Here is a 21,701-nt window from a genome sequence, read left to right as displayed (position 1 = left end):
GCCCATGCCGGAAGCCTACATCATCGACGCCTGCCGGACGCCGCGCGGGATCGGCCGCGTCGGCAAGGGCTCTCTCGCCGAGATCCACCCCCAGCAGGTCGCCGCCGCCGTCCTGCGCGCCATCGCCGACCGCAACGACCTGAACACGGCCGAGATCGACGACATCGTCTGGGGCACCTCCAGCCAGACCGGCAAACAGGGCGGCGACCTGGCCCGCATGGCCGCCCTGGACGCCGGTTTCGACGTGAAGGCCAGCGCCATGACCCTGGACCGCTTCTGCGGCTCGGGCATCACCGCCGTGAACATCGCCGCCGCCCAGATCATGTCCGGCATGGAGGATCTGGTCGTCGCCGGCGGGACCGAGATGATGTCCTATTCCGCCGCCCAGGCCCCGCCCATGCCCGACGCCGGCAACCTGCGTCTACGCGCCCGACACCCCCAGGCCATGCCGGGCGTCTGCGCCGACGCCATCGCGACGCTGGAGGGCATCGACCGCGAGGCGCTGGACGCCTTCTCCCTGGCCAGCCAGCAGCGCGCCGACCACGCCATCCGCAATGGCCACTTCGACCGCGCCCTGATCCCGGTTCATCATGAGGACGGCACGCTGGCCCTCGACCGCGAGGAATACCCCCGCCCCCAGACGACGCTGGAAGGCCTCTCTGCCCTCAAGCCCTCCTTCGCCGCCCTCGCCGACATGCCGGTCGGTCCCGGCGACGTCACCTTCGGCGATCTGGTGCGCCAGAAGTATCCCGACCTGAAGATCGAGCACGTCCACCACGCGGGCAGTTCGTCCGGCGTCGTCGACGGCGCCGCCGCTCTCCTCCTCGCCTCCCCCGCCTATGCCGCCTCGCATGGTCTGAAGCCCCGCGCCCGCATCGTCGCCACGGCCAACACCGGCGACTGCCCGACCCTGATGCTCAACGCCCCCGTCCCGGCAGCCCGCAAGGTGCTGCAGAAGGCCGGTCTGACCGTCGCCGACATCGACCTGTTCGAGATCAACGAGGCCTTTGCCGTGGTGGCGGAGAAGTTCATCCGCGACCTCGACCTGGACCGCGACCGGGTCAATGTGAACGGCGGCGCCATCGCGCTCGGCCACCCCATCGGCGCGACCGGATCCATCCTGATCGGCATGATGGTGGATGAACTGGAGCGTCGCGACCTGAAGCGCGGCCTGGTCACCATGTGCGCGGCCGGCGGCATGGCCCCCGCCGTCATCATCGAACGCCTCTGAGCCGACGGAGACCGATCATGGACCACGCCGACACGGCCTTCCGCACAGAGGTGCGCGACTGGATCGCCGCCCACTTCCCGCCCTCGCTCAAGGGACGCAGCGCCCCGCTGGTCAGCGATCCGCTCGACGCCGATCAGCTGAAGTGGCGCGAGGCGGTGGGCGCCAAGGGCTGGGGCGTCCCCACCTGGCCGAAAGCCTACGGCGGCGCCGACCTCGACCGCGCCCAGGCCCGCATCATCGAACGGGAACTGGCCGCCGCCGGCGCCTATGACCCGATCCAGAGCATGGGCACCATCATGTTCGGCCCGACCCTGCTGGAGCACGGCACCGACCTCCAGAAACTGCGCCACCTGCCCGGCATCGCGCGCGGCGAGGTCAAATGGTGCCAGGGCTTCTCCGAACCCGGCGCCGGCTCGGACCTGGCCTCGCTCCAGACCCGTGCCGAGGATCGCGGCGACCATTTCCTCATCAACGGCCAGAAGGTCTGGACCAGCAACGCCGACCATTCCGACTGGTGCTTCTGCCTGGTCCGCACCGACACCTCGCGCAAACAGGGCGGCATCTCCTTCGTCTTGTTCGACATGCACCAGCCGGGCGTCGAGGTCCGCCCCATCCGCCTGATCTCGGGCGACTCCCCGTTCTGCGAGACCTTCCTGACCGACGTCCGCGCCGAGAAGGACGATCTGGTCGGCTCGCTCAACGCCGGCTGGGGCATCGCCAAGCGCCTGTTGCAGCACGAACGCTCGGCCATCTCCGGCGGCGGCGACGAGGCGGGAACGATCTCCCTCATCGAACTGGCGCGTGAACGGCTGACGCTGGACGCCGAGGGCCGCATCGCCGACGGCGACCTGCGCGCCCGCATCATCCGCAACGAGATGCAGAGCCGGGTGGTCGAGCAGACCATCGCCCGCGCCATCGCCGAGGACCGCGCCGCACCGGGCGCCAGCGCCGTCTCCTCCATCCTCAAGAACGCCGGGGTCCGCGTCTTCCAGGACCGGGCCGAACTGATCCTGGAGATCATGGGCCATCAGGGTCTGGGCTGGGAGGGCGACGGCTTCACCGACGAGGAGCTTCACTCCGTCCGCGACTGGCTGCATGGCAAGGCCTGGTCGATCTTCGGCGGCAGCGAGGAGGTCCAGAACAACATCATCGCCAAACGCATCCTCGGCCTGCCCGACCTGGCGGCCCCACGATGAGCGCCTATGCCCTGAATCGCCGCGACCTCGACTTCCTGGTCTTCGACTGGCTTCGGATCGAGGATTTGCTGGACCGCCCCCGCTTCGCCGACCACTCACGCGAAACCCTGTCGTCCATGCTGGATCTCAGCGAGACCCTGGCCCGCGACCTCTTCCAACCCGCCTACAAGAAGTCCGATCAGGTCGAGCCCTGGATGGACGCTGACGGCGTTCATGTGATCCCCGAAATCGCCGCCGCCGTCCACGAACACGCCGCCAGCGGACTGATGGCCGGCGCCTTCGACCACGACCTTGGCGGTCTTCAGGCCCCGCTGACGGCGGCCACGGCCTCGGTCGCCTGTCTGATGGGGGCCAATCTGTCCGCCGCCGGCTTCGGCATGCTGACCATGGCCAACGCCCGCCTGATCGCGACCTTCGGCACGCCGACCCAGGTCCAGACCTTCGCCGCGCCCCAGCTGACCGGAGAGGCGACCGGCACCATGTGCCTGTCCGAGCCCCAGGCCGGGTCGTCGCTGGCCGACATCACCACCCTGGCCGACGCGGACGGCGAGGACGCCCTGGGTCGCCGCTTCCGTCTGCGCGGGACCAAGATGTGGATCTCGGGCGCCGACCACGACGTCACCGGCAACATCGTCCATCTGGTCCTGGCCAAGACGCCCGGCCCCGACGGCCGTCCCCTGCCCGGCGTGAAGGGCATCTCCCTCTTCATCGTGCCCAAGACCCTGCCGGACGGCGAACGCAACGACGCGGTGGTGACCGGCCTGAACCACAAGATGGGCTATCGCGGCATCCCCAACTGCGTCGTGGCCTTCGGCGACGGCTTCGCAAAGCCCGAGGGTCGCCCGGGCGCCGTCGGCTATCTGGTCGGCGAGGTCGGCCAGGGCCTGGCCCAGATGTTCCAGATGATGAACGAGGCCCGGATCAACGTCGGCCTGGGCGCCGCCATGATGGCCTATCGCGGCTACCGCCAGTCGCTCGGATACGCCCAGGAACGGCTGCAGGGCCGGGCCGGCGGCAGCGCGACACCCACCCCCATCGCCGACCATCCCGACGTCCGCTTCATGCTGATGACGCAGAAAACCTATGCCGAAGGCGCCCTGGCCCTCACCCTCTACTGCGCCCGCCTGCTGGACGAGGAACAGACCGGCCCGACGCCCGAGAGCGCGCGCCGCCTGCTCGACCTCCTGACCCCCATCGCCAAGACCTGGCCCTCGGAACAGGGGCTGATCGCCAACGATCTCGCGATCCAGATTCACGGCGGCTACGGCTACACTCGCGACTTCGACGTCGAACAGGTCTACCGCGACAACCGCCTGAACCCGATCCACGAAGGCACGACCGGCATCCAGGCCATCGACCTCCTCGGCCGGAAACTGGCCCGCGACGAAGGCGCCCTGGCCGACCTGCTGACCCGCATCGCCGCGACGTCCGCCAAGGCCCGCACCGGCGATCTTGCCGACTGCGCCGACGCCCTCGATCAGGTCTGGAGCCGCCTGTCCGACCACGCCCGCTCCATCGCCTCGCCCCTGTCGCCCCAGGCCCTGTTCGGCGCGACCCAGGCCCTGCGCGCCTGGGGTCATGGCGTCGTCGCCTGGCTCTGGCTCGACCTCGCCCTGACCGCATCCGAAGGACCGCAGGACGATTTCAACGAGGGCAAGCGCGCCGCCTGCCGCTTCTTCTTCACCTACGAACTGCCCCGCATCGGCCTCTGGCTCGACGCCGCCGGCGCGGGGGACACCACGACCCTGACCCTGCCGATGGAGGCCTTCTGATGCGGGCCCTGGTCAGTCGCACCCCCGGCGGTCCCGACAGTCTGGTGCTCGAGGATCATCCCTCCCCGACCCCCGCTCCGGGTCAGGTCTTGGTCCGGGTCATGGCATGCGGCATCAACTTCCCCGACCTCCTCGTCATCTCCGACCAGTACCAGATCCGCCCGCCCCGCCCCTTCTCTCCGGGCAGCGAGATCGCCGGCGTCGTCACCGCCCTCGGCGAGGGCGTCACGGACCTCGCACTCGGCCAACGCGTCCTCGCGGTCCCCGGCTGGGGCGGCATGGTCGAGGAGATCGCCCTCGACGCCGATCAGGTCATCCCCATCCCCGACGCCATGCCGTTCGAGGAGGCCGCCGCCTTCCTCGCCACCTACGGCACCTCATATTACGCCCTGAAGGATCGCGGCCGGTTGCTGGAGGGCCAGAGCCTTCTCGTCCTCGGTGCGGCGGGCGGCGTGGGTCTGGCCGCCGTCGAACTCGGTGTCGCCATGGGCGCGCGCGTCATCGCCGCCGCCTCCAGCCAGGACAAGGTCGATCTGGCCGTCGCCCACGGCGCCGCCACCGGCGTCGTCTATCCGCGCGGCCCCTTCGACAAGGCCGGCCTCAGGGACCTGACCGCCCTGCTGAAGGACGCGGTCGGCCCCGACGGCGTGGACGTCTGCTACGACGGCGTCGGCGGCGACTATGCCGAGGCTGCCCTGCGGTGCATGGGCTGGACCGGTCGTTTCCTCGTCGTCGGCTTCCCCGCAGGCATTCCGCGCATCCCTCTGAATCTGACGCTGCTGAAGAACTGCGACATCGTCGGCGTATTCTTCGGCGCCGCGGTGGCCCGCGATCCGGCCGGCTACAAACGCATGGTCGCCGAGCTGTTCGACCTCTACGCGGCCGGCAAGATCCGCCCCCACATCTCCGGCCGCTACACCCTGGAGACCGCGTCTCAGGCTCTGGACCTCCTGGCCGCCCGCACCTCGACCGGCAAGCTGGTGATCACCATGCCCGCCGCCGATCAACGTTGAAGAGAGCCCACATGGCCGTTTTGAACGACCTTCAGTCGATGGTGATGGACCAGGCCCAGGGCTGGATCCGGGACCGCATGCCCGTCACGGCGTTCCGCGCCCTGCGCGACGCCGGCGCGGGCGGCTTCGACCCCGGCCTGTGGTCCGAGATCGCCGACCTCGGCTGGTGCGGCGTCGCCCTGTCGGAAGAGGACGGCGGCTCCGGCCTGGGGCATCTGAACCTGGGGCTCATCCTGGAAAGCCTCGGCCGCAACGTCGGCGCGACGCCTCTGGCCGCCACCACCGTCGCCGCCGACGCCCTGGCCATGGCCGGATCGGACGCCCTCAAGACCGCCTGGCTCCCCCGCCTCGCGGCCGGAGAGGCCATCGGCGCCCTCGCCGTCGACGAAGGCGCCGCCCACGCCCCCGACGTCCTCGCCACGACCGCCGTCCGCACCGAGGGCGGCTGGCGCCTCGACGGCGTCAAACGCTTCGTCGCCGAGGGCATGGCCGCCGACCTCCTCATCGTCGCCGCCCAGGCCGAAGGACAGACCGCCCTCTTCGCCGTCGACGCGGGCGCCCCCGGCGTCTCGCGCGCGCCCCGCCGTCTGACCGATTTCCGGGACCATGCCGAGGTGACCCTGTCCGACGTCGTGGTGGACGCCGACGCCCGCCTCACAGGCCCTGACGGCGACGCCGCCCTGCTGGACGACCTTCTGGACCGCGCCCGCGCCCTGGCCGCCGCCGAGCTGCTGGGCCTCTCGGTCGGCGCCTTCGACACCACGCTCGAATACCTGAAGACGCGCGTCCAGTTCGGCCAGACCATCGGCGCCTTCCAGGCGCTCCAGCACCGCGCCGCCGACCTCTACACCCGCATCGAACTGGCCCGCTCGGCCGTCGAGGCGGCGCTCAGCGCCATCGACGCCCAGGCGCCCGACCGCGCGCTCCTGGTCTCCATCGCCAAGGCGACGGCCGGCGACACGGCCAACCTCGCCACCCGCGAGATGATCCAGCTGCACGGCGGCATCGGCATGACCGACGACCACGACGCCGGCTTCTACATCAAGCGCGCGCGTGTGCTGGAAAACAGCTGGGGCTCTGCCGCCTGGCACCGCGACCGCTTCGGCCGCCTGATCGGCATCTAGCCGGGCATCAGGTGCTCGGCGCCCATCGCCTTCAGCATCACCGCCAGTTCGTCCAGGCCGCTTTCCGGCACGATATAGCCGTCGCGGTCGTGGATCTGATCGATGTGGGCGGCGATGTCCTCGGGCGTCGCGACGCCCTCCCCCTGCCGCGTCCACCCCGGCGTCAGGCCCAGGAAAACGCTGGCGTAACGCCCGCCCCCGGCCGAATAGATGCGGTTGCCTGTCTCGCACCGCGCGCTGCACAGATAGGCGACCAGGGGCGCGACATGGTCGGGATCCAGCCGCTCCGCCAGCGGTCCCAGCAGGTCCTCGGTCATCCGCGTCCGCGCGCTGGGCGCCACGGTGTTGACCAGCACCCCAGCCCGTGCGCCCTCCTGCGTCAGCACCCGCATCAGCCCGACCAGCCCCGTCTTCGCCGCCCCATAGTTCGACTGGCCGTAGTTGCCGAACAGGCCCGACGCGGAAGAGGTCAGCACCACCCGCCCGAAGCGGTTGGCCTTCATCGCCTCCATCGCCGGCTGCAGCACCCAGAAGGCCGCCTCCAGATGCACCTTGAAGACGTCGCGCACGTCCTCGGGGCTCAGCTTGGCCAGGGTCCGGTCCCGCAGGATCCCCGCGTTGTGAACCACCCCGTCCAGACGCCCGAAGGCCTCGACCGCATCGGCGACCAGGGCGGCGCCGCCCTCCGGAGTCGAGATATCCCGCGTGCTCCCGATGGCCTGGCCGCCCGCCGCACGAAGAACCTCCGCCGCGACCTCGGCCGGGCTTTCGCCGTTCTGGACGATGTCGTTGACGACGACCTTGGCGCCCCTCTGGCTCAGCAGCCGGACATAGCTGAGGCCCAGCCCCCGCCCAGCCCCGGTGACGACGATGACCCGGTCGTCCAGTCGAATGGCGTCGGCGGTGTCCATCGTGATCTCCGGGCGTCGGCTGAGCTCTGACCCGTCATCCTGCCCAAGCGACAGTGACTTGCAAAGTCGGATTTATCGGCTGCAGCGCACACGCCCCCCTCCCCTCGGCTGATCCACCCGCCTGACGCGCCTCACACCGCGCACCCCGACGCGCCGACACCATCCCGCACGCATGCGAAAACGCCATCAGGGCTTGCCACCCGCCCCGCCGCCTGAAAGTCTCCTTACGCAAGCGACGAGAGGGGCGGCGGCACATGACAGGGTCTCTGGACGGCAGGGTCGTGATCGTGACGGGCGCAGGGCAAGGGCTGGGACAGGCCTACGCCCTGGACCTCGCCGCGCGGAAGGCCCGCGTCGTGGTCAATACTCGCCCCCGCTCCGACGGCCGTCCCGCCTCGGGCGAAGCCCTCGTCGAACAGATCCTCGCAAGCGGCGGCCAGGCCGTCGCCTGCACCGTGGCCCTGGAGGACGAGGACGCCGGCGACCAGCTGCTGGACAGCGCGCTTCAGGCCTTCGGCGCCGTGGACGCCCTGGTCAACAACGCCGGCCCGCCGGAGGCGAAGCCGCTGCACGAACTCGCCATGGCCGACGTCCACAAATGCTTTTCGGTCAACTACTTCGGTACGCTAGCCGCCACCCTGCCCACCTATCGACACATGCGCGAACAGGGGTTCGGCCGCATCGTCATGACCACCTCGGCGGCGGGGGTCTACAGCGTCCGCACCATGGCCGCCTACTCGTCCGCCAAGGCGGCGATCATCGGCCTGACGCGGGTCATCGCCCTGGAAGGCGGGCCGCAAAACGTCCACTGCAACGCCGTCGCCCCCTACGCCCTGACCGACCTCTCCAGCGGCTATGTCGAGGACGACGGCGCCGGAACCATGCCGCCCGGACTGATCGCCCCGGTCGTCAGCTGGCTCGCCGCGCCGGACTGTCCGCTGAACGGCGAGACCATCGTCACCGGCGCCGGAAAGATCTGTCGCGCCGTCCGGGTCCAGGGTCCGGGCGTCCAGTTCGATCCGCCGGAAACCATCTCCCCCGAAGGCATTTCCGCCCATCTGGACGACACCCTGTCCCTGGCCGACTGGACCATGCCGGCTCACGGCATCGCCGCCTACCACGCCTTCCGCCAGACCTCGGCGCCGGTGATCGTGCGTTCAAGCGACTTGCCTTAGAAGACTTTTAGGGTCCATTGCATTTCTGGACTTTTGGAGCGGGAGATTCGACCCGCCTCAGTGGCGGACCCGATCTCATGACTTCACCCTTCGACACCCTGCGCCTCCCCGTCTTCGCGGCGCCCATGTTCCTGATCTCGGGGCCGGAGATGGTAATCGCGTCCTGCAAGGCCGGCATCGGCGGGGCCTTCCCCACGCCCAACTGCCGCACGGTCGAAGACCTCGACCGCTGGATGGACCAGATCACGGGCGCCCTCACCCCCGGCGACGCGCCGTGGATCGCCAACATGATCACCCATTCGACCAACACCCGGCTGGCCGACGACCTGCGTCTGGTCGCCGAATACAAGCCGCCGGTCGTCATCACCGCGCTCGGTTCGCCCAAGCCCGTCATGGAGACGGTGAAGAGCTACGGCGGCCTCGTCTTCGCCGACGTCGTCTCCATGAAGCTGGCGAAGAAGGCCGCCGAGGCCGGCGTCGATGGCCTCGCCTGCGTCAGCGCGGGCGCCGGCGGCCACACGGGACACCTGTCGCCCTTCGCCTTCATCTCGGCCGTGCGGGACTTCTTCGACGGCTATATCGCGGTCGGCGGCGGGGTCGGCGACGGGGCCGGGATCGCGGGCGCGGTCGCCGCCGGCGCCGACTTCGTCTACATGGGCACCCGCTTCCTCGCGACGCGCGAAAGCATGGCCCAGCCCGCCTACAAGCAGATGGTCATCGACGCCGGGCCCGACGATCTGGTCGTCTCCGCCGCCGTCACCGGCACCCCCGCCTCCTGGCTGAAACCCTCCCTGCGCGCCGCCGGTCAGGACCCGGACAATCTGGGCGGCCCGGCCGAGCGCAGCTATGTCTCGGGCGGCGACAACAAGCGCTGGCGCGACATCTGGGCCGCCGGTCAGGGGCTGGAAGCCGTCCGCGCCGAGGAGCCCATCGCCGACGTCGTCGCCCAGTTGGAGCGGGAGTACCTCGCCGCCCTGAAGCGGTTCGAGACCAAGACCGCCCGCTCGCGCTGACCCCTTTCCCTCTTCCCCCAACGAAAGAGGGCGTCGGTTCTTTCGAACCGACGCCCGGACTGACGACTTACGGGAGGAGGTCGCGTCAGAAGGTGTAGCGGAGCCCCGCGAAGAACTGGCGTCCCGTGTGGCTGTAGACGTTCAGACGGTTGGAGGCGTCCACGTACTGGTCGTTGAACTCGTCCGTCAGGTTGATGCCCTCGATCGACACCTTCAGCTTCTCGGTGATGTTGTACGAAGCCTGGGCGTCGAAGTTCAGCGTCTCGTTCGTGCCATGCACCGAGTTGCCGTCGTTGCCCGGGACCTGGGTCAGATAGCCCGCGCGATAGGCGGCCGAACCCCGGATCGAGAAGCGGTCGGTCTCATAGTAGAGGGTGAAGTTGGCCGCGTTCTTGGACAGGCCCACCAGGGTCTCGTTGATCGTCGGCGCACCCGGCGTCGTCGAGGTCAGGTACTCGATGTTCGAGTCGACGAAGGTGTAGTTGGCCTGGATGCCGAAATTCTCCATCCAGCCCGGCAGGAAGTCCAGGCGCTTCTGGACGTTGATCTCGAAGCCCGTCAGGTCGCCGCCCGGCGAGTTCACCGGCTGGCTGACGCGGAAGATGTCGGTGGTCGTCGCCGCCGTCCCGGTCAGGACCGACGCCGGCAGACCCAGGGCGGTGAACGGCAGGTCCTGGGACAGGGTCTGAACGAAGGTGTTGATCTTCTTGTAGAAGATGCCGACCGCGAACAGGCTGTCCGCATCCGGATACCATTCCAGCGAGAAGTCCACATTGTCCGACTTGGTCGGGTTGATGGTCGGATTGCCCGACGAGAAGTTGCGGTTCGAGCCCTGGACGTTGATGTCGCCGCCGGGGGTCAGGGTGCCGATCGAGGGCCGCGAGATGGTCTGGGCGGCCGACAGGCGGGCGACCAGGCTGTCGGTCAGATCCACGGCCAGGTTGGCCGAGGGCAGGAGCATGTCGTAGTCGCGGCGCGCGCTGACCAGCTGGATCGTGCTGCCGACCGCGGCGAAGCCGTTGGAATACTGTTCGGTCAGCACATAGCGGACGCCCGCGTCCCCGCGCCACGGCATGCCGAAGGCGTCGAAACGGAAATCGGCCTGCAGATAGGCGCCGTAATCGTTCTCGGCGACGGCGATGTTCTGACCGCGCGCCTGGGTCGTCTGGTCGCTGATCGCGTAGATGCCGCTGTTCGAATAGATGCCGTAGGTCGAGATGAAGGCGTTCAGGTCCGGCGCCAGCCAGCTGGTGGCCACGCCGCTCGGCAGGCCCAGATTGCGACCGAAGCCGGAGAAGACCGAGGACACCGCCGCCAGTTGGGCGGGCGTCAGGGTCTGCACCACCGTCTCGGTCGTCCGGGTCTGCCCCGAGGAGTCGAAGGTGAAGCGACGATAGTCGAGGCCGCCCTTCAGCGTGATGTGCTCGTTGGCGTCGAACTCGGCATAGGCCTTCGCGGTCGAGAAGGTGTTGGTCACGGCGTTCGGGCGGATGCGGACTTCCGACGTGCCGTTGATCATCGACCAGTTGGCCGGATTGGTCAGGTCGAAGCCGAAGTCGATCTTCGGCATCCGCGAGCGGAAATCATACGAGAAGCCGTTGGTGTTGGCCCGGTCGAAGGTGACGATGGTCGAGACCGGGTTGTCGAACTCCGAGCGCGAGTAGCCGCCGACGAAGCCGGTACGGAACCGGTCGGTCCAGTCGCGGGTCGCGGTGAACGTGTACTGCTGGAACTGGGTTTGAAGCTCGTCGCGCGCGCTCTGGGTGCGGACGTCGACGTTGTCGAACGTGCCGGCCACGATGTTGCGGCCCTCGACAACGCCCGAACGGATGATGGTCTCGGGCCGGCCCGTCGCATTGGTCCGGCTCAGACCGATGGCCTGCAGCTGGCGCTCGTCGCGGGTGCTCTTCACGTCCGAGTACAGGACGTCCAGGGTCAGGGTGGTCTGGTCGTCGGGGCGGAACTGCAGCGCGCCGGTCAGGCCCAGGCGTTCGGTGTTGTGGTCGTACTGGACATAGGCCGGAATACGCGGGTGGTACAGGCCCGGACTGGCCAGGGTGCCGTTGATCTGGGCGGCGGTGTAGCCGGTGATCGTCGAGGCGGCGTTGAACCCGCCGGTCGCGCCGTTCGATCCGCCGTGGCTCCAGCGGGTGATGTTGGCGCCCTCTTCCAGGATGCGGCGCTGTTCGTAGGCGGCCGAGAACAGGGCGCCGAACCGGCCGTCCATCCAGGTGTTGGACGCCAGCAGGGTGAAACGCGGCTTCACGTCGCGCGCCAGGTCGTTGTAGCTGGCCTGCACACCCATCACGAGGGTCGGCTCGCGATAGTCGAACGGACGCGCGGTCTGCAGATCGACCGTGGCGCCCAACGAGCCTTCCTCGACATCGGCCGAGGCGGACTTGCGGACGGTCAGGCTGTTGAACAGCTCGGAGGCGAACATGTTGAAGTCGAAGCCGCGCGTGCGGTTCGTGCCGCCGGAGTTGACCGTGCCGCCCGTGGTGGCGATCGCCTCCATGCCGTTGACGCGAACGCGGGTGTATTCCGAACCCAGACCGCGTACCGAGATCTGGCGGCCTTCGCCGTTGGAACGGCTGATGGTGACGCCCGGCACGCGCTGCAGCGACTCGGCCAGGTTCAGGTCGGGGAAGTCGGCGATGTCCTCGGCCTTGATGACGTCGACGACGCCGCTTTCGTTGCGCTTGGCGTTGACGGCACTCTGAAGGGAGGCGCGGAAGCCGGTGACGACGATCTCGTCGACTTGGTCGGCCTGCTGGTCGTCGGCGGCCGGAGCGGTCTGGGCCGAGGCGGCGCCCGCCATCAGCATCGACAGGACCAGGGCGGAGGCGCCGGCCTTCAGGGCGAATTGGTTCTTGGGCGTCGTGCGCATCGTTGTTTCCTTCCCCAGGATGCCCGCATGTCGCGGATCGTTTTGAGTGGCGGGGAAGCTGTCTTCCCGGCATGTGGGACCATAGGAGCGGCTTCGGCGAACACGCCAATCCCATTCAGGCATGAACCGATGCAGGACGTGAACCAATCCGTCCGCAGACCCTCACAGGCGGTATCAGTGGCGGTTTGACGCACCTTTGACACCCGAGCATCAGTCACGGCCGCATTCATACCGATTCTGGATCGGTCCATAGCGGTATTGGCTTGGACCGTCCCAAAGGCCGCTCGTAGGCTCCGGATCAGAGATCAAACGCCCGCAGAGGCGGCGGTCCGGGAAGCGCCATAACTCAGGAACGGAACACCCACGCTCCGTCATCCGGTCATCGCGTCCCGCCGCATCGAGGAGGATGCCGAGACCATGACCGACGCGACCGCGCCCGCCCCTGCCCCTGCCCCTGCCGACGGCAAACGGACCAGGGTCCGCTATCTGATCCTGCTGCTGATCTTCCTGCTGACCACCATCAACTATGCGGATCGCTCCACCTTCTCCATCGCGGGCGACGCGGCCCAGGCGGACCTGGGCCTCAGCCCCGTCCAGATGGGCTACATCCTGTCCGCCTTCGCCTGGGCCTATGTGATCGGCCAGATCCCGGGCGGCGCGCTTCTGGACCGGTTCGGCACCAAGCTGATCTACGCCATCGCCATCGCCGTCTGGTCCTTCTTCACCCTGACCCAGGGCTTCTCCGCCTTCCTGACGGGCGGGGCCATCTTCGCCGGCCTCTTCGCCATGCGTTTCGCCGTGGGTCTGGCCGAAAGCCCCTCCTTCCCCGGCAACGCCCGCCTCGTGGCCGCCTGGTTCCCAGGCTCCGAGCGCGGCTTCGCCTCGGCCGTCTTCAACTCGGCCCAGTATTTCTCGCTGGTGGTGTTCGCCCCCCTGATGGGCTGGCTGGTCCACACCTTCGACTGGCACTCGGTCTTCTTCGTCATGGGCGGCCTGGGCCTGGTCGCGGCCTTCGTCTTCTGGAAGCTGATCCACTCGCCGGTCGAACATCCCGCCATCAACCAGGCCGAGCTCGACTACATCGAGGCCGGCGGCGGCCTGATCCGCATGGAGGACAAGGTCAAGAAGACCTCCGCCTTCACCTGGCCGAACGTCAAACAGGTGCTCAGCAGCCGCATGCTGATCGGCGTCTTCATCGGCCAGTACGGCATCAACGTCCTGACCTATTTCTTCGTGACCTGGTTCCCGATCTATCTGGTCCAGGAGCGTGGCATGAACATCATGCAGGCCGGGTTCGCGGCCGCCGCCCCGGCGCTGTGCGGCTTCGTCGGCGGCGTGCTGGGCGGCGCCATCTCGGACTACCTCCTGAAGCGCACCGGCTCCCTGACCATCGCCAGAAAGACGCCGCTCCTGATCGGCATGCTGCTCTCGGCCCTGATCATCGTCTGCGCCTATGTCGACAACTCGATGATCGTCCTGGTGCTCATGGCCGTCGCCTTCTTCGGCAAGGGCATCGCCTCCCTGGGCTGGGCCGTCGTGTCGGACACCTCGCCCAAGGAGCTGGTCGGCGTGACCGGCGGCATCTTCAACACCTTCGGCAACTCGGCCGGCATCGTCACCCCGATCGTCATCGGCTACATCGTCGCCGCGACCGGTTCCTTCGACCTGGGCCTGTGGTTCGTGGGCCTGCACTGCCTGCTGGTCATCGCCGCCTACTTCCTGATCACCGGCAAGATCGAACGCCTCCAGCTGAAGAGCGCCGCCTGATGATCCGCGCCGACCGTCGTTCCTTCCTCTGCGGGTCCGCCGTCGGTGCCCTCGCCCTGGCCGCCGCCCCGGCTGCGAAGGCGGCGACGGCGCGGATCACCGTCTCCACCCCCATGGCCCCGCCGGACTGGGCCCTGCTCCAACGCCGGCTGCTCCACGCCAACGCCGAGGCCTGCAAGGTCTTCTACGACCGCTATTTCGACGAGCGCGGCTACTTCCTCTGCTTCGAGCGGTGGGGCGCCAACGATGGGCCGGATGACGCCATCGAGAACGTCAACGACTGGCCCTTGCTGCACGCGCTCGGCGGCGCCGAGATCGTCAAGACGATGTACACCCAGGCTTGGGAAGGCCACCTGCGCCAGTTCACGGCGGCGAAGACGAAGGACGTCGAGATCGCCCGCGAGGGCATGTTCTACAAGGAGTTCAACGTCCAGCTCGATTGGCAGCACCATGCCGAAGAGATGACGCTGTTCAACGTCCAGGGCCTCTCGGACCCCAACAACCCCCGCTTCCACGACCGCGCCCGCCGCTTCAGCGCCCTCTACATGGGCGAGGATCCCGACGCCCCGAACTACGATCCCGAGCACAAGGTGATCCGCAGCCTGATGAACGGCTCGCGCGGTCCCATGCTGCGGAAAGCCACGGCGCTCGACTGGGCCGGCGACCCGTTCGACACCACGGGCTTCTTCATGGAGCACGGCGAGGACACCTACGAACAGACGCTCCACCACTACGACGAATACACCGACGTCGTCGGCGACCACCCGCTGAACCTCTTCGCCACCACCCTGGCGCTCAACGCCTATATGATCGACCACCAGCCGAAGTACCGCGACTGGCTGCTCGGCTACGTCGACGCCTGGGCCCAGCGGGCCAAGGACAACAACGACCTCCTCCCCTCCAACGTCGGCCTCGACGGCATCATTGGCTCGGCGGCGGACGGGAACTGGTGGGGCGGGACCTACGGCTGGGGCTTCTCGCCGGTGAACCCGGTCACCGGCCAGCGCGAGGATCGCAGCCGCGTGCTCCGAACCATCCTCGGCTTCTTCAACGCCTACCTCCTGACCGGCGACGACAAGTATCTGGACACCTGGCGCAAGCAGGCGGACCGCCTCAACGCCGCCCGCCGCACCGTGGACGGCCAGGTCCAGACCCCGACCATGTACGGCCCCGAAGGCTGGTACGGCTGGAAGAACGGCCCGCACCAGACCAACAGCCTCGACATCTGGTGGTTCTCCATGAAGGCCTCGGACCGCGCGCGTGCGCCGGATCATCCGTGGGTCGCCTTCCTGGAGGGCCGCAATCCCGACTTCCCCGAGGCGGCGCTCCGCGACGGGCTGGCCCAGGTGGCCGCCCGCGCGGAGTTGCAGCGCCAGGACACGACGACGCCCGACACCCGCCTGGCCGACGCCTGTCTCGACATCAATCCAGCGCGCGTCACCGCCCTGATGCAGACCATGATGGGCGCCATCCACATCGCCCGCCCCGGCTGGAGCCCCACCACCGCCAACGCCGGCGGATCGCCTCTGTATGCCCGCCTCCGCTACTTCGACCCCGACAGTCGCCGCGCCGGGGTCCCTGAGGACGTCGCCGCCTTGGTCGACCGCATGACCGCCGACGAGACCGCCGTCACCCTGATCAACCTCGACGTCACTCGGCCCAAGACCGTCACGGTCCAGGGCGGCGGCTATGGCGAGCACCAGATCCGCTCGGTGACGATCGGAGAGACGCGTCAGGCGGTGGATGCTTCGACGTTCACGGTGACCCTGGCGCCCGGCGCGGGCGCGCGGCTTGTGCTGGCGATGGATCGCTACGTGAACCAACCGACGTTGCGGTTCCCGTGGGATCGGTAACCGCTTGTTCGCGGCGTGACAGCAAATTCCGCTTCCGACCCAGTTCGCAACTTGCCTTGGTAGAAAACGAGCTAAGGCTTGCGCAATTCTCTGATCAACGCCCAGAGAGGAACAAGCCCGACCAACGCAAAAATCGTCGCGCCAGCAAGGTCAAGGGGCCAGTTGGAGACCGCTACGAAGACCAAGACAGCGAGCTGCGCGGCGAATATCGCGACGAATCCATTGTTCCTCAGACGCTTGTCATAGAGAGGCTTGGACTTTTTGTGCGGATCAAATGGCATAGCTGGTTCTCGAAAAGACCATAGCTGCCCGGATGTCCGCTTCCCACCCTTCGCGGACCTTCAGCGTGTCTGCTCTAGGGTCGACATAGCAATGTCTGTTTCCCGGCCTTGAGGTGATGGCCGCTTCCGCCCCGTTGCGGACGCTTACCGCCTCAGTTCGTTTAGCCCTGTGTCATCGGGATCATCCAACTGAACATGGCGGACGATCGCGTCCAGTTCGTCACTCCACCAGTCCGGCGGCACATCGAACACGATCACATCCCTGAAGGCAGATTGAATCGTCTCCGCGCTGGGTGCCGTGATCCACCACCACAAACCGCCCATCCCGTAGTCGTGGCAAACCAAAAACTCCCGCATGTGAATACTATGCAAGGTGGGACATCCGCTTTCCACCCATCGGCGATATCTCGACAGTCCGGTTTAAGTGACCTCATGCAAAAGCTCCTCGCCGTTCTCTCTGCCCTGACCGTGGCGCTCGCCACACCATCGGCCGCCCAGGACCGCTGGATCGCCGGATGGACCTGGGCCCCGTCGGCCAATCTCGGGCCCACGGGTGCGCCGTCCCAGCCCAATCCCAATGACGTGCGCGGGCCGCTCGGCCCGTCCCAGGTCGCCAACCAGACCCTGACCCAGACCGTCGTCCTCGCGGCCTCCGGCGACCGCATCCGCCTGCGCCTCTCCAACCGCCACAGCGCCCAGCCGCTCCGCATCGGCGCGGCCAGCATCGCCATCGGCGATGCCCCGCCCATCCCCGTGACCTTCAACGGCGAGGCCTCCGTCCGCATCCCGGCGGGCGCCCCGCGCCTGTCCGACCCTGTCGCCCTGCCCGTCCACGCCCTCGACACCGTGACCGTCAGCCTCTTCCTGCCCGAGGCGACGACCCTGCCCGTCCATCGCCTGCGCCAGACCCTGCGCGACGGCGACGCGACCACCTCGTCCCAGCCCGCCGACGCCCCGCGCATGCGGCTCGGCGCCGTCGTCTCAGGGATCGAGGTCGAGACCGACGCCCCCACCCGCATCATCGTCGCCTTCGGGGACTCCATCACCGAGGGCACCGGCTCCCTGCCCTCCGGTCCCGGCGGCTGGCCCGAGCGTCTGAACCGCCGGATGGTCGAGGGCGGGACGGACTGGCGCGTCGTCAACGCCGGCATCGGCGGCAACCGCCTGCTGCATCAGGGCTCCGGCCCGTCCGGCCTTGAACGCCTCGACGCCGACGCCCTGGCCGTGCCGGGCGCCCGCTGCCTGATCCTGCTGGAAGGCATCAACGACCTCGGCCGCCCGGCCCGCCCGGAATACGCGCATGAGGCCATCACGGCCGACAACCTGATCTCCGGCTACCGCCAGGTCCTGACCCGCGCCCACGCCTCGGGCTTCCGCGTCGTCCTCGCCACCCTGCCGCCGTTCGAGGGCGCCAACTATTTCACCCCGACCGGAGAGGCGATCCGCCAGGCCGCCAACGCATGGATCCGCACCTCGGGCGAGCCGGACGCCGTCATCGACTTCGAGGCGGCGGTGCGGGATCCGCAGGCCCCGCTCCGCCTCGCCGCCGCCAACGACAGCGGCGACAAGCTGCACCCGTCCGACGCCGGATACGCCGCCATGGCCGAGGCCGTCCGGCTGGACGTCTGCGACTGACCCAATACCCGTGCACCCCAGCGAAGGCTGGGGTCCAGATGGAAGACCGCATTGGTTCGAGCAGAAAGGCCGGTGCGCTATCCCGGCCGTCCAAGTCCGTGATCTGGACCCCAGCCTTCGCTGGGGTGCACGGATAGAAAAAACCGCCAAAGGCCCCTCAAGTTGGCGCCGCCCGCTTCTCTAAGCGTCTGATGAGGCTGAAACTGTTACCGGCCGACAGCCGAATCCATAACACCCCCTCAAAGCCCCCGTATAATGCCCACGGGTCTTTGAAATCCGCCTCAGCTCGCCAATCCCAATCCGAACGCTTCGGACTCTTCGGACGCTTCGGACGGTGTTTTGGAGTCCGGACGCGCCGCTCACGTCCCCTGCTTCAGGAAGGGCGCCACCTGGAACAACCGCCGCTCATCCGCGCGCGGATCGTCCACCGACCGGGTGTCGACGTCGAACACCATCGTCGGCCGCCGCTCCAGATCATAGGGTGCCCAGGCGGGGATGGCGGCGTTGTTCGGATCGCCGGTCCTGGCGAAGGCGATGAAGGTCTCGCTCATCTTTCGGGCCACCTCGCGCGCCTCCAGCCCCGTCCCCGTCTTCGACGTCGGCTGGTGACAGTTGTCGAACGCCAGGGCGATGTCGAACGAGTGATAGGCGCCCAGCCTCGGCTCCACCGGCGAGCCGAAGTCCAGCTGGTACATCCAGGTCCGGTCGCCGATCCGCGCCCGTTCCTGCGCCTGGATCAGATGCCCCGGCCGCGACCGGCCACAGGTGGCGGCGGCGAAGAAGACGTCGACCGGGCTCATCTCCGGGAACATCCGGCGATACCAGTCCACGACATACTGGGCGTTCAGATCGACCACGAACTCGGGCGCCAGCTTGGCCGCCACCGTGTCCCAGGTCAGGCTGAAGTTCCGCTCGTCGCCCGCCGTAAAGGCCCGCGCCTCGTCATGCGTATTGCCGATGATCATCGGAATGTGGGCGCTCTCGCGCGGCGCATCCGGCACGAAGGGGTGCCTCGGCAGGGTGTCGTGATCCATCACGGACCAGAAATAGATGCCGCCCTTCTCGATCGGGTCCGCCATCTCCAGCGCCTCGACCAGCCGCCCGGCCGGAAGCGTCGCCAGTTCTCCGGCCCGTTCCGGCGTCAGGCCCAGATGGTCCAGATAGGCCCGCATCCTCAGCTCGGCGTGCTGGGGCCCCATGGCCGTCACATGCTGGCCGCTCATGGTGATGACCTTGTGGAACAGGCCCGCCGCCGACGGCATGGCCATCAGGGTCACCAGCTTGGCCCCGCCGCCCGACTGGCCGAAGACGGTCACGTTCGCCGGGTCCCCGCCGAAGGCCGCGATGCTGTCGCGCACCCACTCCAGCGCCAGCATCAGGTCCAGGTTCCCCACGCTGCCCGACGGACCATAGGCGCCGCCCAAGAGCTGCCCCAGCCCGTTGTAGCCGAAGACGTTCAGCCGGTGGTTCAGGGTCACCACGACCACATCCCCCCGCCGACACAGGGCCGCCCCGTCATACAGCGGGCTCGACCCCGACCCGTTGGCGTGGGCCCCGCCGTGGACATAGACCATGACCGGCCGCCGTCCGCCGTCGTCCAGCGCCGGGGTCCAGACGTTCAGGAACAGACAGTCCTCCGACTGGTCCGCCTCGTCCGACCTCTGGGGGCTGGCGTGGCCATAGGCCGTGGCGTCCGCGGGCGTCGTCCATCGCTCCGGCGCGACCGCCGCCCGGAACCTCCGCGTCGAGGTGTCCGCGCCATAGCGAACGCCCTTGAAGACCTTGATGTCCCGGTCGAGGTATCCGCGCACCGGCCCATGCCGGGTCATGGCCACCGGCTGGCCGGGATCGGCCCAGGCCGCCCCTCCCGTCGCGATCAGACCTGCAGCGGCCCCGGCTGCGGCGACGACTGTGCGGCGGGTGGGCATGGCGGGAGATCCTTACCTAGGGGGCGGCCTCGGCCTGCGCCGCGATCAGATCGAGGAGCGGCTTCAGGCTCGGATTGTCATTGTCCTTGCGCCAGGCGACGAACAGCTCGACCGGCTTCGCGGGCGTGGTCTCCAGGGGCCGGAACTCCACCCCCTCGAAATGCAGCTTGGTCGCGGCCTCGGGCACCACCGCCGCCCCGATCCGGGCGTGGACCAGGGCCAGGATCGAGTGGATCTGGGCCATGTGCTGGACGAACTGGGGCGACACCCCCGCCTCGTCGAACATGCCGCTGAGCATGGCGTGGAAATAGCCTGCCCCCTCGGGCGCGTAGAAGATGGTCGGCAGGCCGTCGAAATCGGCCAGGGTCACGACCGCCTTGTCCAGCCGGGGGTCGCCGCTCGGCAGGGCCGCGACCAGAGGCTCGGTCAGCACCCGCACCTTGTCGAACTCCGGCCGGGTCAGGGGCGGCCGCACCAGCCCCAGGTCGATCCGCCCGGTCAGCAGGGCCTCGACCTGCTCGCCCGACACCAGCTCGCGCAGCGTCAGGTCCACGTTCGGCAACTGGGTCCGCGCCAGGTCGACCAGGTTCGGCAGGAAGGAATAGCCCGAGGCCGCCGTGAACCCGACCGCCACCCGGCCCGCATCGCCCGACGCGATCCGCCGCGTGGCCAGGGCCGCGCTCTCGGCCAGCCGGAGGATCCGTCGCGCCTCGATCACGAACGACCGGCCGGCCGGCGTCAGCCGCACCGACCGGCTGGTCCGGTCCAGAAGGACGACGCCCAGGATCCGCTCCAGCAGCTGGACCTGACGGCTCAGCGGCGGCTGGGTCATGTTCAGCCGCTGGGCCGCACGCCCGAAGTGGAGTTCCTCCGCGACGGCCACGAAGCACCGCAGCTGGCTGAGTTCGAACATGTTGGGCACCGCCGTTTATCCAGGCGGAGGATGCTAGGGCGCTTAGCCGTTCGCCGCCAGCTTCGGCATCGCCGGCTGCACCCGCGCGATCAGGGCCTCCAGCTCGGCCATCTCGGCGGGCTTCAGGTCGGTCAGCGGCAGACGCACCGGGCCGGCGGTCCGGCCGATGGCCGTCATGCCCGCCTTCACGATGGAAACCGCATAGCCCTTACCCTTGTTGCGCAGGGCGATGTACGGCAGCACGAAGTCGCGCAGACCCGCCATGATCGTCGCATGATCCCGCTCGCGCACCGCCTTGTAGAAGCTCAGCGCGAAGTCCGGCACGAAGTTGAAGATGGCCGAGGAATAGGTGGTGACGCCCATCTCCAGATAGGCGGGGGCGAAGGTCTCCGCCGTCGGCAGGCCGCCGACATAGGTCAGGCGATCGCCCATCCGGGCGTAGACCTTCATCATCAGCTCGATGTCGCCGACGCCGTCCTTGAACCCGACCAGGTTCGGGTTGCGGTCGCACAGCTTCTCCAGCGTGTCCTCGTTCAGCACGGCGTTGTCGCGGTTGTAGACGATGACGCCCAGCTTGGTGGCCTTGCAGACCGCCTCGACGTGGGCCGCCAGACCTTCCTGGCCCGGCACCATCAGATAGGGCGGCAGCAGAAGGATGCCGTCCGCGCCCGCCGCCTCGGCGTCACGGGCCAGGTCGACGGCGATGGCCGTGCCGTAGCCGCAACCGGCCACGACCGGGGTCTTGCCGGCGGTCTCCTCGACGGCCGCCTTGACCACGCGAGCCACTTCCGGCGGGGTCAGGGAGAAGAACTCGCCGGTGCCGCCCGCGGCGAACAGGCCCGCCAGCTCATGCTGCAGCATCCAGGCGCAGTGCTCGCGATAGTCCGCCTCGACGAACTGGTGCTGGGCGTCGAAATGCGTGACCGGGAAGGACAGCAGGCCGCCGCCGATGGTCGCGGCCATTTCCGCAGGCGTCATTCTAGACATTGAAATTCCTCGCTG

16 protein-coding genes are annotated in these 21,701 nt (G+C 68.5%); 10 read left to right on the top strand and 6 right to left on the bottom strand.

The window, feature by feature from the left end; all coding sequences use genetic code 11:
- Nucleotides 1–4 precede the first annotated feature (4 nt).
- Genes ACETK8_RS07955 through ACETK8_RS07935 form a run of 5 tightly spaced genes read left to right on the top strand, consistent with a single transcriptional unit; the run spans nt 5 to nt 6,336 of the window.
- Complete coding sequence (locus tag ACETK8_RS07955; protein WP_374038972.1) at nt 5–1,231, top strand: acetyl-CoA C-acetyltransferase; 1,227 nt, start codon at nt 5–7, stop codon at nt 1,229–1,231.
- A gap of 17 nt (nt 1,232–1,248) precedes the next feature.
- On the top strand, nt 1,249–2,427 hold the full coding sequence (locus ACETK8_RS07950) for an acyl-CoA dehydrogenase family protein (protein WP_374038971.1): 1,179 nt from the start codon (nt 1,249–1,251) through the stop codon (nt 2,425–2,427).
- Nucleotides 2,424–4,199: an acyl-CoA dehydrogenase gene (locus ACETK8_RS07945; RefSeq protein WP_374038970.1), complete on the top strand. Its 1,776-nt coding sequence runs from the start codon at nt 2,424–2,426 to the stop codon at nt 4,197–4,199. Before ACETK8_RS07950 ends, ACETK8_RS07945 begins: the two co-directional genes overlap by 4 nt.
- Nucleotides 4,199–5,212, top strand: a complete 1,014-nt coding sequence (locus ACETK8_RS07940) for an NADPH:quinone oxidoreductase family protein (protein WP_374038969.1) — start codon at nt 4,199–4,201, stop codon at nt 5,210–5,212. Before ACETK8_RS07945 ends, ACETK8_RS07940 begins: the two co-directional genes overlap by 1 nt.
- A gap of 11 nt (nt 5,213–5,223) precedes the next feature.
- On the top strand, nt 5,224–6,336 hold the full coding sequence (locus ACETK8_RS07935; protein WP_374038968.1) for an acyl-CoA dehydrogenase family protein: 1,113 nt from the start codon (nt 5,224–5,226) through the stop codon (nt 6,334–6,336).
- Here ACETK8_RS07935 and ACETK8_RS07930 read toward each other — a convergent pair.
- Complete coding sequence (locus ACETK8_RS07930) at nt 6,333–7,247, bottom strand: SDR family NAD(P)-dependent oxidoreductase (protein WP_374038967.1); 915 nt, start codon at nt 7,245–7,247, stop codon at nt 6,333–6,335. The two genes, ACETK8_RS07935 and ACETK8_RS07930, sit on opposite strands and share 4 nt — an antisense overlap.
- Before the next feature lie 254 nt (nt 7,248–7,501).
- Between ACETK8_RS07930 and ACETK8_RS07925 the strand changes: the two genes are divergently transcribed.
- Nucleotides 7,502–8,422, top strand: a complete 921-nt coding sequence (locus ACETK8_RS07925) for an SDR family NAD(P)-dependent oxidoreductase (protein WP_374038966.1) — start codon at nt 7,502–7,504, stop codon at nt 8,420–8,422.
- Between the two features lie 77 nt (nt 8,423–8,499).
- A complete protein-coding gene (locus tag ACETK8_RS07920; protein ID WP_374038965.1) occupies nt 8,500–9,435 on the top strand; it encodes an NAD(P)H-dependent flavin oxidoreductase in 936 nt (311 codons plus the stop codon).
- 85 nt (nt 9,436–9,520) lie between these two features.
- Here ACETK8_RS07920 and ACETK8_RS07915 read toward each other — a convergent pair whose 3' ends face one another.
- Nucleotides 9,521–12,322 (bottom strand): TonB-dependent receptor, encoded by a 2,802-nt coding sequence (locus tag ACETK8_RS07915; RefSeq protein ID WP_374038964.1) that lies wholly within the window; start codon nt 12,320–12,322, stop codon nt 9,521–9,523.
- A 417-nt stretch (nt 12,323–12,739) separates the two neighbouring features.
- On the opposite strand from ACETK8_RS07915, the gene ACETK8_RS07910 reads away from it, so the two are divergent.
- Both ACETK8_RS07910 and ACETK8_RS07905 read left to right on the top strand, forming a co-directional pair.
- Nucleotides 12,740–14,089 (top strand): MFS transporter, encoded by a 1,350-nt coding sequence (locus tag ACETK8_RS07910; RefSeq protein ID WP_374038963.1) that lies wholly within the window; start codon nt 12,740–12,742, stop codon nt 14,087–14,089.
- Complete coding sequence (locus ACETK8_RS07905; RefSeq protein ID WP_374038962.1) at nt 14,089–15,942, top strand: hypothetical protein; 1,854 nt, start codon at nt 14,089–14,091, stop codon at nt 15,940–15,942. The genes ACETK8_RS07910 and ACETK8_RS07905 overlap by 1 nt, the downstream gene beginning before the upstream one ends.
- 425 nt (nt 15,943–16,367) lie before the next feature.
- Here the strand turns inward: ACETK8_RS07905 and ACETK8_RS07900 are convergent, their stop codons facing one another.
- Nucleotides 16,368–16,580 (bottom strand): hypothetical protein, encoded by a 213-nt coding sequence (locus tag ACETK8_RS07900; RefSeq protein ID WP_374038961.1) that lies wholly within the window; start codon nt 16,578–16,580, stop codon nt 16,368–16,370.
- Nucleotides 16,581–16,655: 75 nt separating this feature from the next.
- Between ACETK8_RS07900 and ACETK8_RS07895 the strand changes: the two genes are divergently transcribed.
- Nucleotides 16,656–17,858: an SGNH/GDSL hydrolase family protein gene (locus tag ACETK8_RS07895; protein WP_374038960.1), complete on the top strand. Its 1,203-nt coding sequence runs from the start codon at nt 16,656–16,658 to the stop codon at nt 17,856–17,858.
- Between the two features lie 359 nt (nt 17,859–18,217).
- Here ACETK8_RS07895 and ACETK8_RS07890 read toward each other — a convergent pair whose 3' ends face one another.
- The 3 genes from ACETK8_RS07890 to kdgD are packed head-to-tail and all read right to left on the bottom strand — an operon-like array spanning nt 18,218 to nt 21,677.
- Entirely contained in the window at nt 18,218–19,786 is a 1,569-nt protein-coding gene (locus tag ACETK8_RS07890) for a carboxylesterase/lipase family protein (protein WP_374038959.1), read from the bottom strand.
- Nucleotides 19,787–19,802: 16 nt separating this feature from the next.
- Nucleotides 19,803–20,699, bottom strand: coding sequence for a LysR substrate-binding domain-containing protein (locus ACETK8_RS07885; protein ID WP_374038958.1), 897 nt, complete (start codon nt 20,697–20,699; stop codon nt 19,803–19,805).
- A gap of 42 nt (nt 20,700–20,741) precedes the next feature.
- Nucleotides 20,742–21,677, bottom strand: a complete 936-nt coding sequence (gene kdgD / locus ACETK8_RS07880; RefSeq protein WP_374038957.1) for a 5-dehydro-4-deoxyglucarate dehydratase — start codon at nt 21,675–21,677, stop codon at nt 20,742–20,744.
- Nucleotides 21,678–21,701: the final 24 nt, after the last annotated feature.

It is taken from the genome of Brevundimonas staleyi (assembly GCF_041893865.1).
Lineage (GTDB): Bacteria > Pseudomonadota > Alphaproteobacteria > Caulobacterales > Caulobacteraceae > Brevundimonas > Brevundimonas staleyi.
This window is presented reverse-complemented; position numbering and strand designations above follow the sequence as displayed.

Excerpts from the sequence above, each read along its gene's own strand:
- ACETK8_RS07905 (WP_374038962.1), top strand. The coding sequence starts at position 14,089 with ATGATCCGCGCCGACCGTCGTTCCTTCCTCTGCGGGTCCGCCGTCGGT.
- ACETK8_RS07950 (WP_374038971.1), top strand. The coding sequence starts at position 1,249 with ATGGACCACGCCGACACGGCCTTCCGCACAGAGGTGCGCGACTGGATC.
- ACETK8_RS07940 (WP_374038969.1), top strand. The coding sequence starts at position 4,199 with ATGCGGGCCCTGGTCAGTCGCACCCCCGGCGGTCCCGACAGTCTGGTG.
- ACETK8_RS07920 (WP_374038965.1), top strand. The coding sequence starts at position 8,500 with ATGACTTCACCCTTCGACACCCTGCGCCTCCCCGTCTTCGCGGCGCCC.
- ACETK8_RS07885 (WP_374038958.1), bottom strand. The coding sequence starts at position 20,699 with ATGTTCGAACTCAGCCAGCTGCGGTGCTTCGTGGCCGTCGCGGAGGAA.
- ACETK8_RS07935 (WP_374038968.1), top strand. The coding sequence starts at position 5,224 with ATGGCCGTTTTGAACGACCTTCAGTCGATGGTGATGGACCAGGCCCAG.
- ACETK8_RS07930 (WP_374038967.1), bottom strand. The coding sequence starts at position 7,247 with ATGGACACCGCCGACGCCATTCGACTGGACGACCGGGTCATCGTCGTC.
- kdgD (WP_374038957.1), bottom strand. The coding sequence starts at position 21,677 with ATGACGCCTGCGGAAATGGCCGCGACCATCGGCGGCGGCCTGCTGTCC.
- ACETK8_RS07925 (WP_374038966.1), top strand. The coding sequence starts at position 7,502 with ATGACAGGGTCTCTGGACGGCAGGGTCGTGATCGTGACGGGCGCAGGG.
- ACETK8_RS07945 (WP_374038970.1), top strand. The coding sequence starts at position 2,424 with ATGAGCGCCTATGCCCTGAATCGCCGCGACCTCGACTTCCTGGTCTTC.
- ACETK8_RS07955 (WP_374038972.1), top strand. The coding sequence starts at position 5 with ATGCCGGAAGCCTACATCATCGACGCCTGCCGGACGCCGCGCGGGATC.
- ACETK8_RS07895 (WP_374038960.1), top strand. The coding sequence starts at position 16,656 with ATGCAAAAGCTCCTCGCCGTTCTCTCTGCCCTGACCGTGGCGCTCGCC.
- ACETK8_RS07900 (WP_374038961.1), bottom strand. The coding sequence starts at position 16,580 with ATGCGGGAGTTTTTGGTTTGCCACGACTACGGGATGGGCGGTTTGTGG.
- ACETK8_RS07910 (WP_374038963.1), top strand. The coding sequence starts at position 12,740 with ATGACCGACGCGACCGCGCCCGCCCCTGCCCCTGCCCCTGCCGACGGC.
- ACETK8_RS07890 (WP_374038959.1), bottom strand. The coding sequence starts at position 19,786 with ATGCCCACCCGCCGCACAGTCGTCGCCGCAGCCGGGGCCGCTGCAGGT.
- ACETK8_RS07915 (WP_374038964.1), bottom strand. The coding sequence starts at position 12,322 with ATGCGCACGACGCCCAAGAACCAATTCGCCCTGAAGGCCGGCGCCTCC.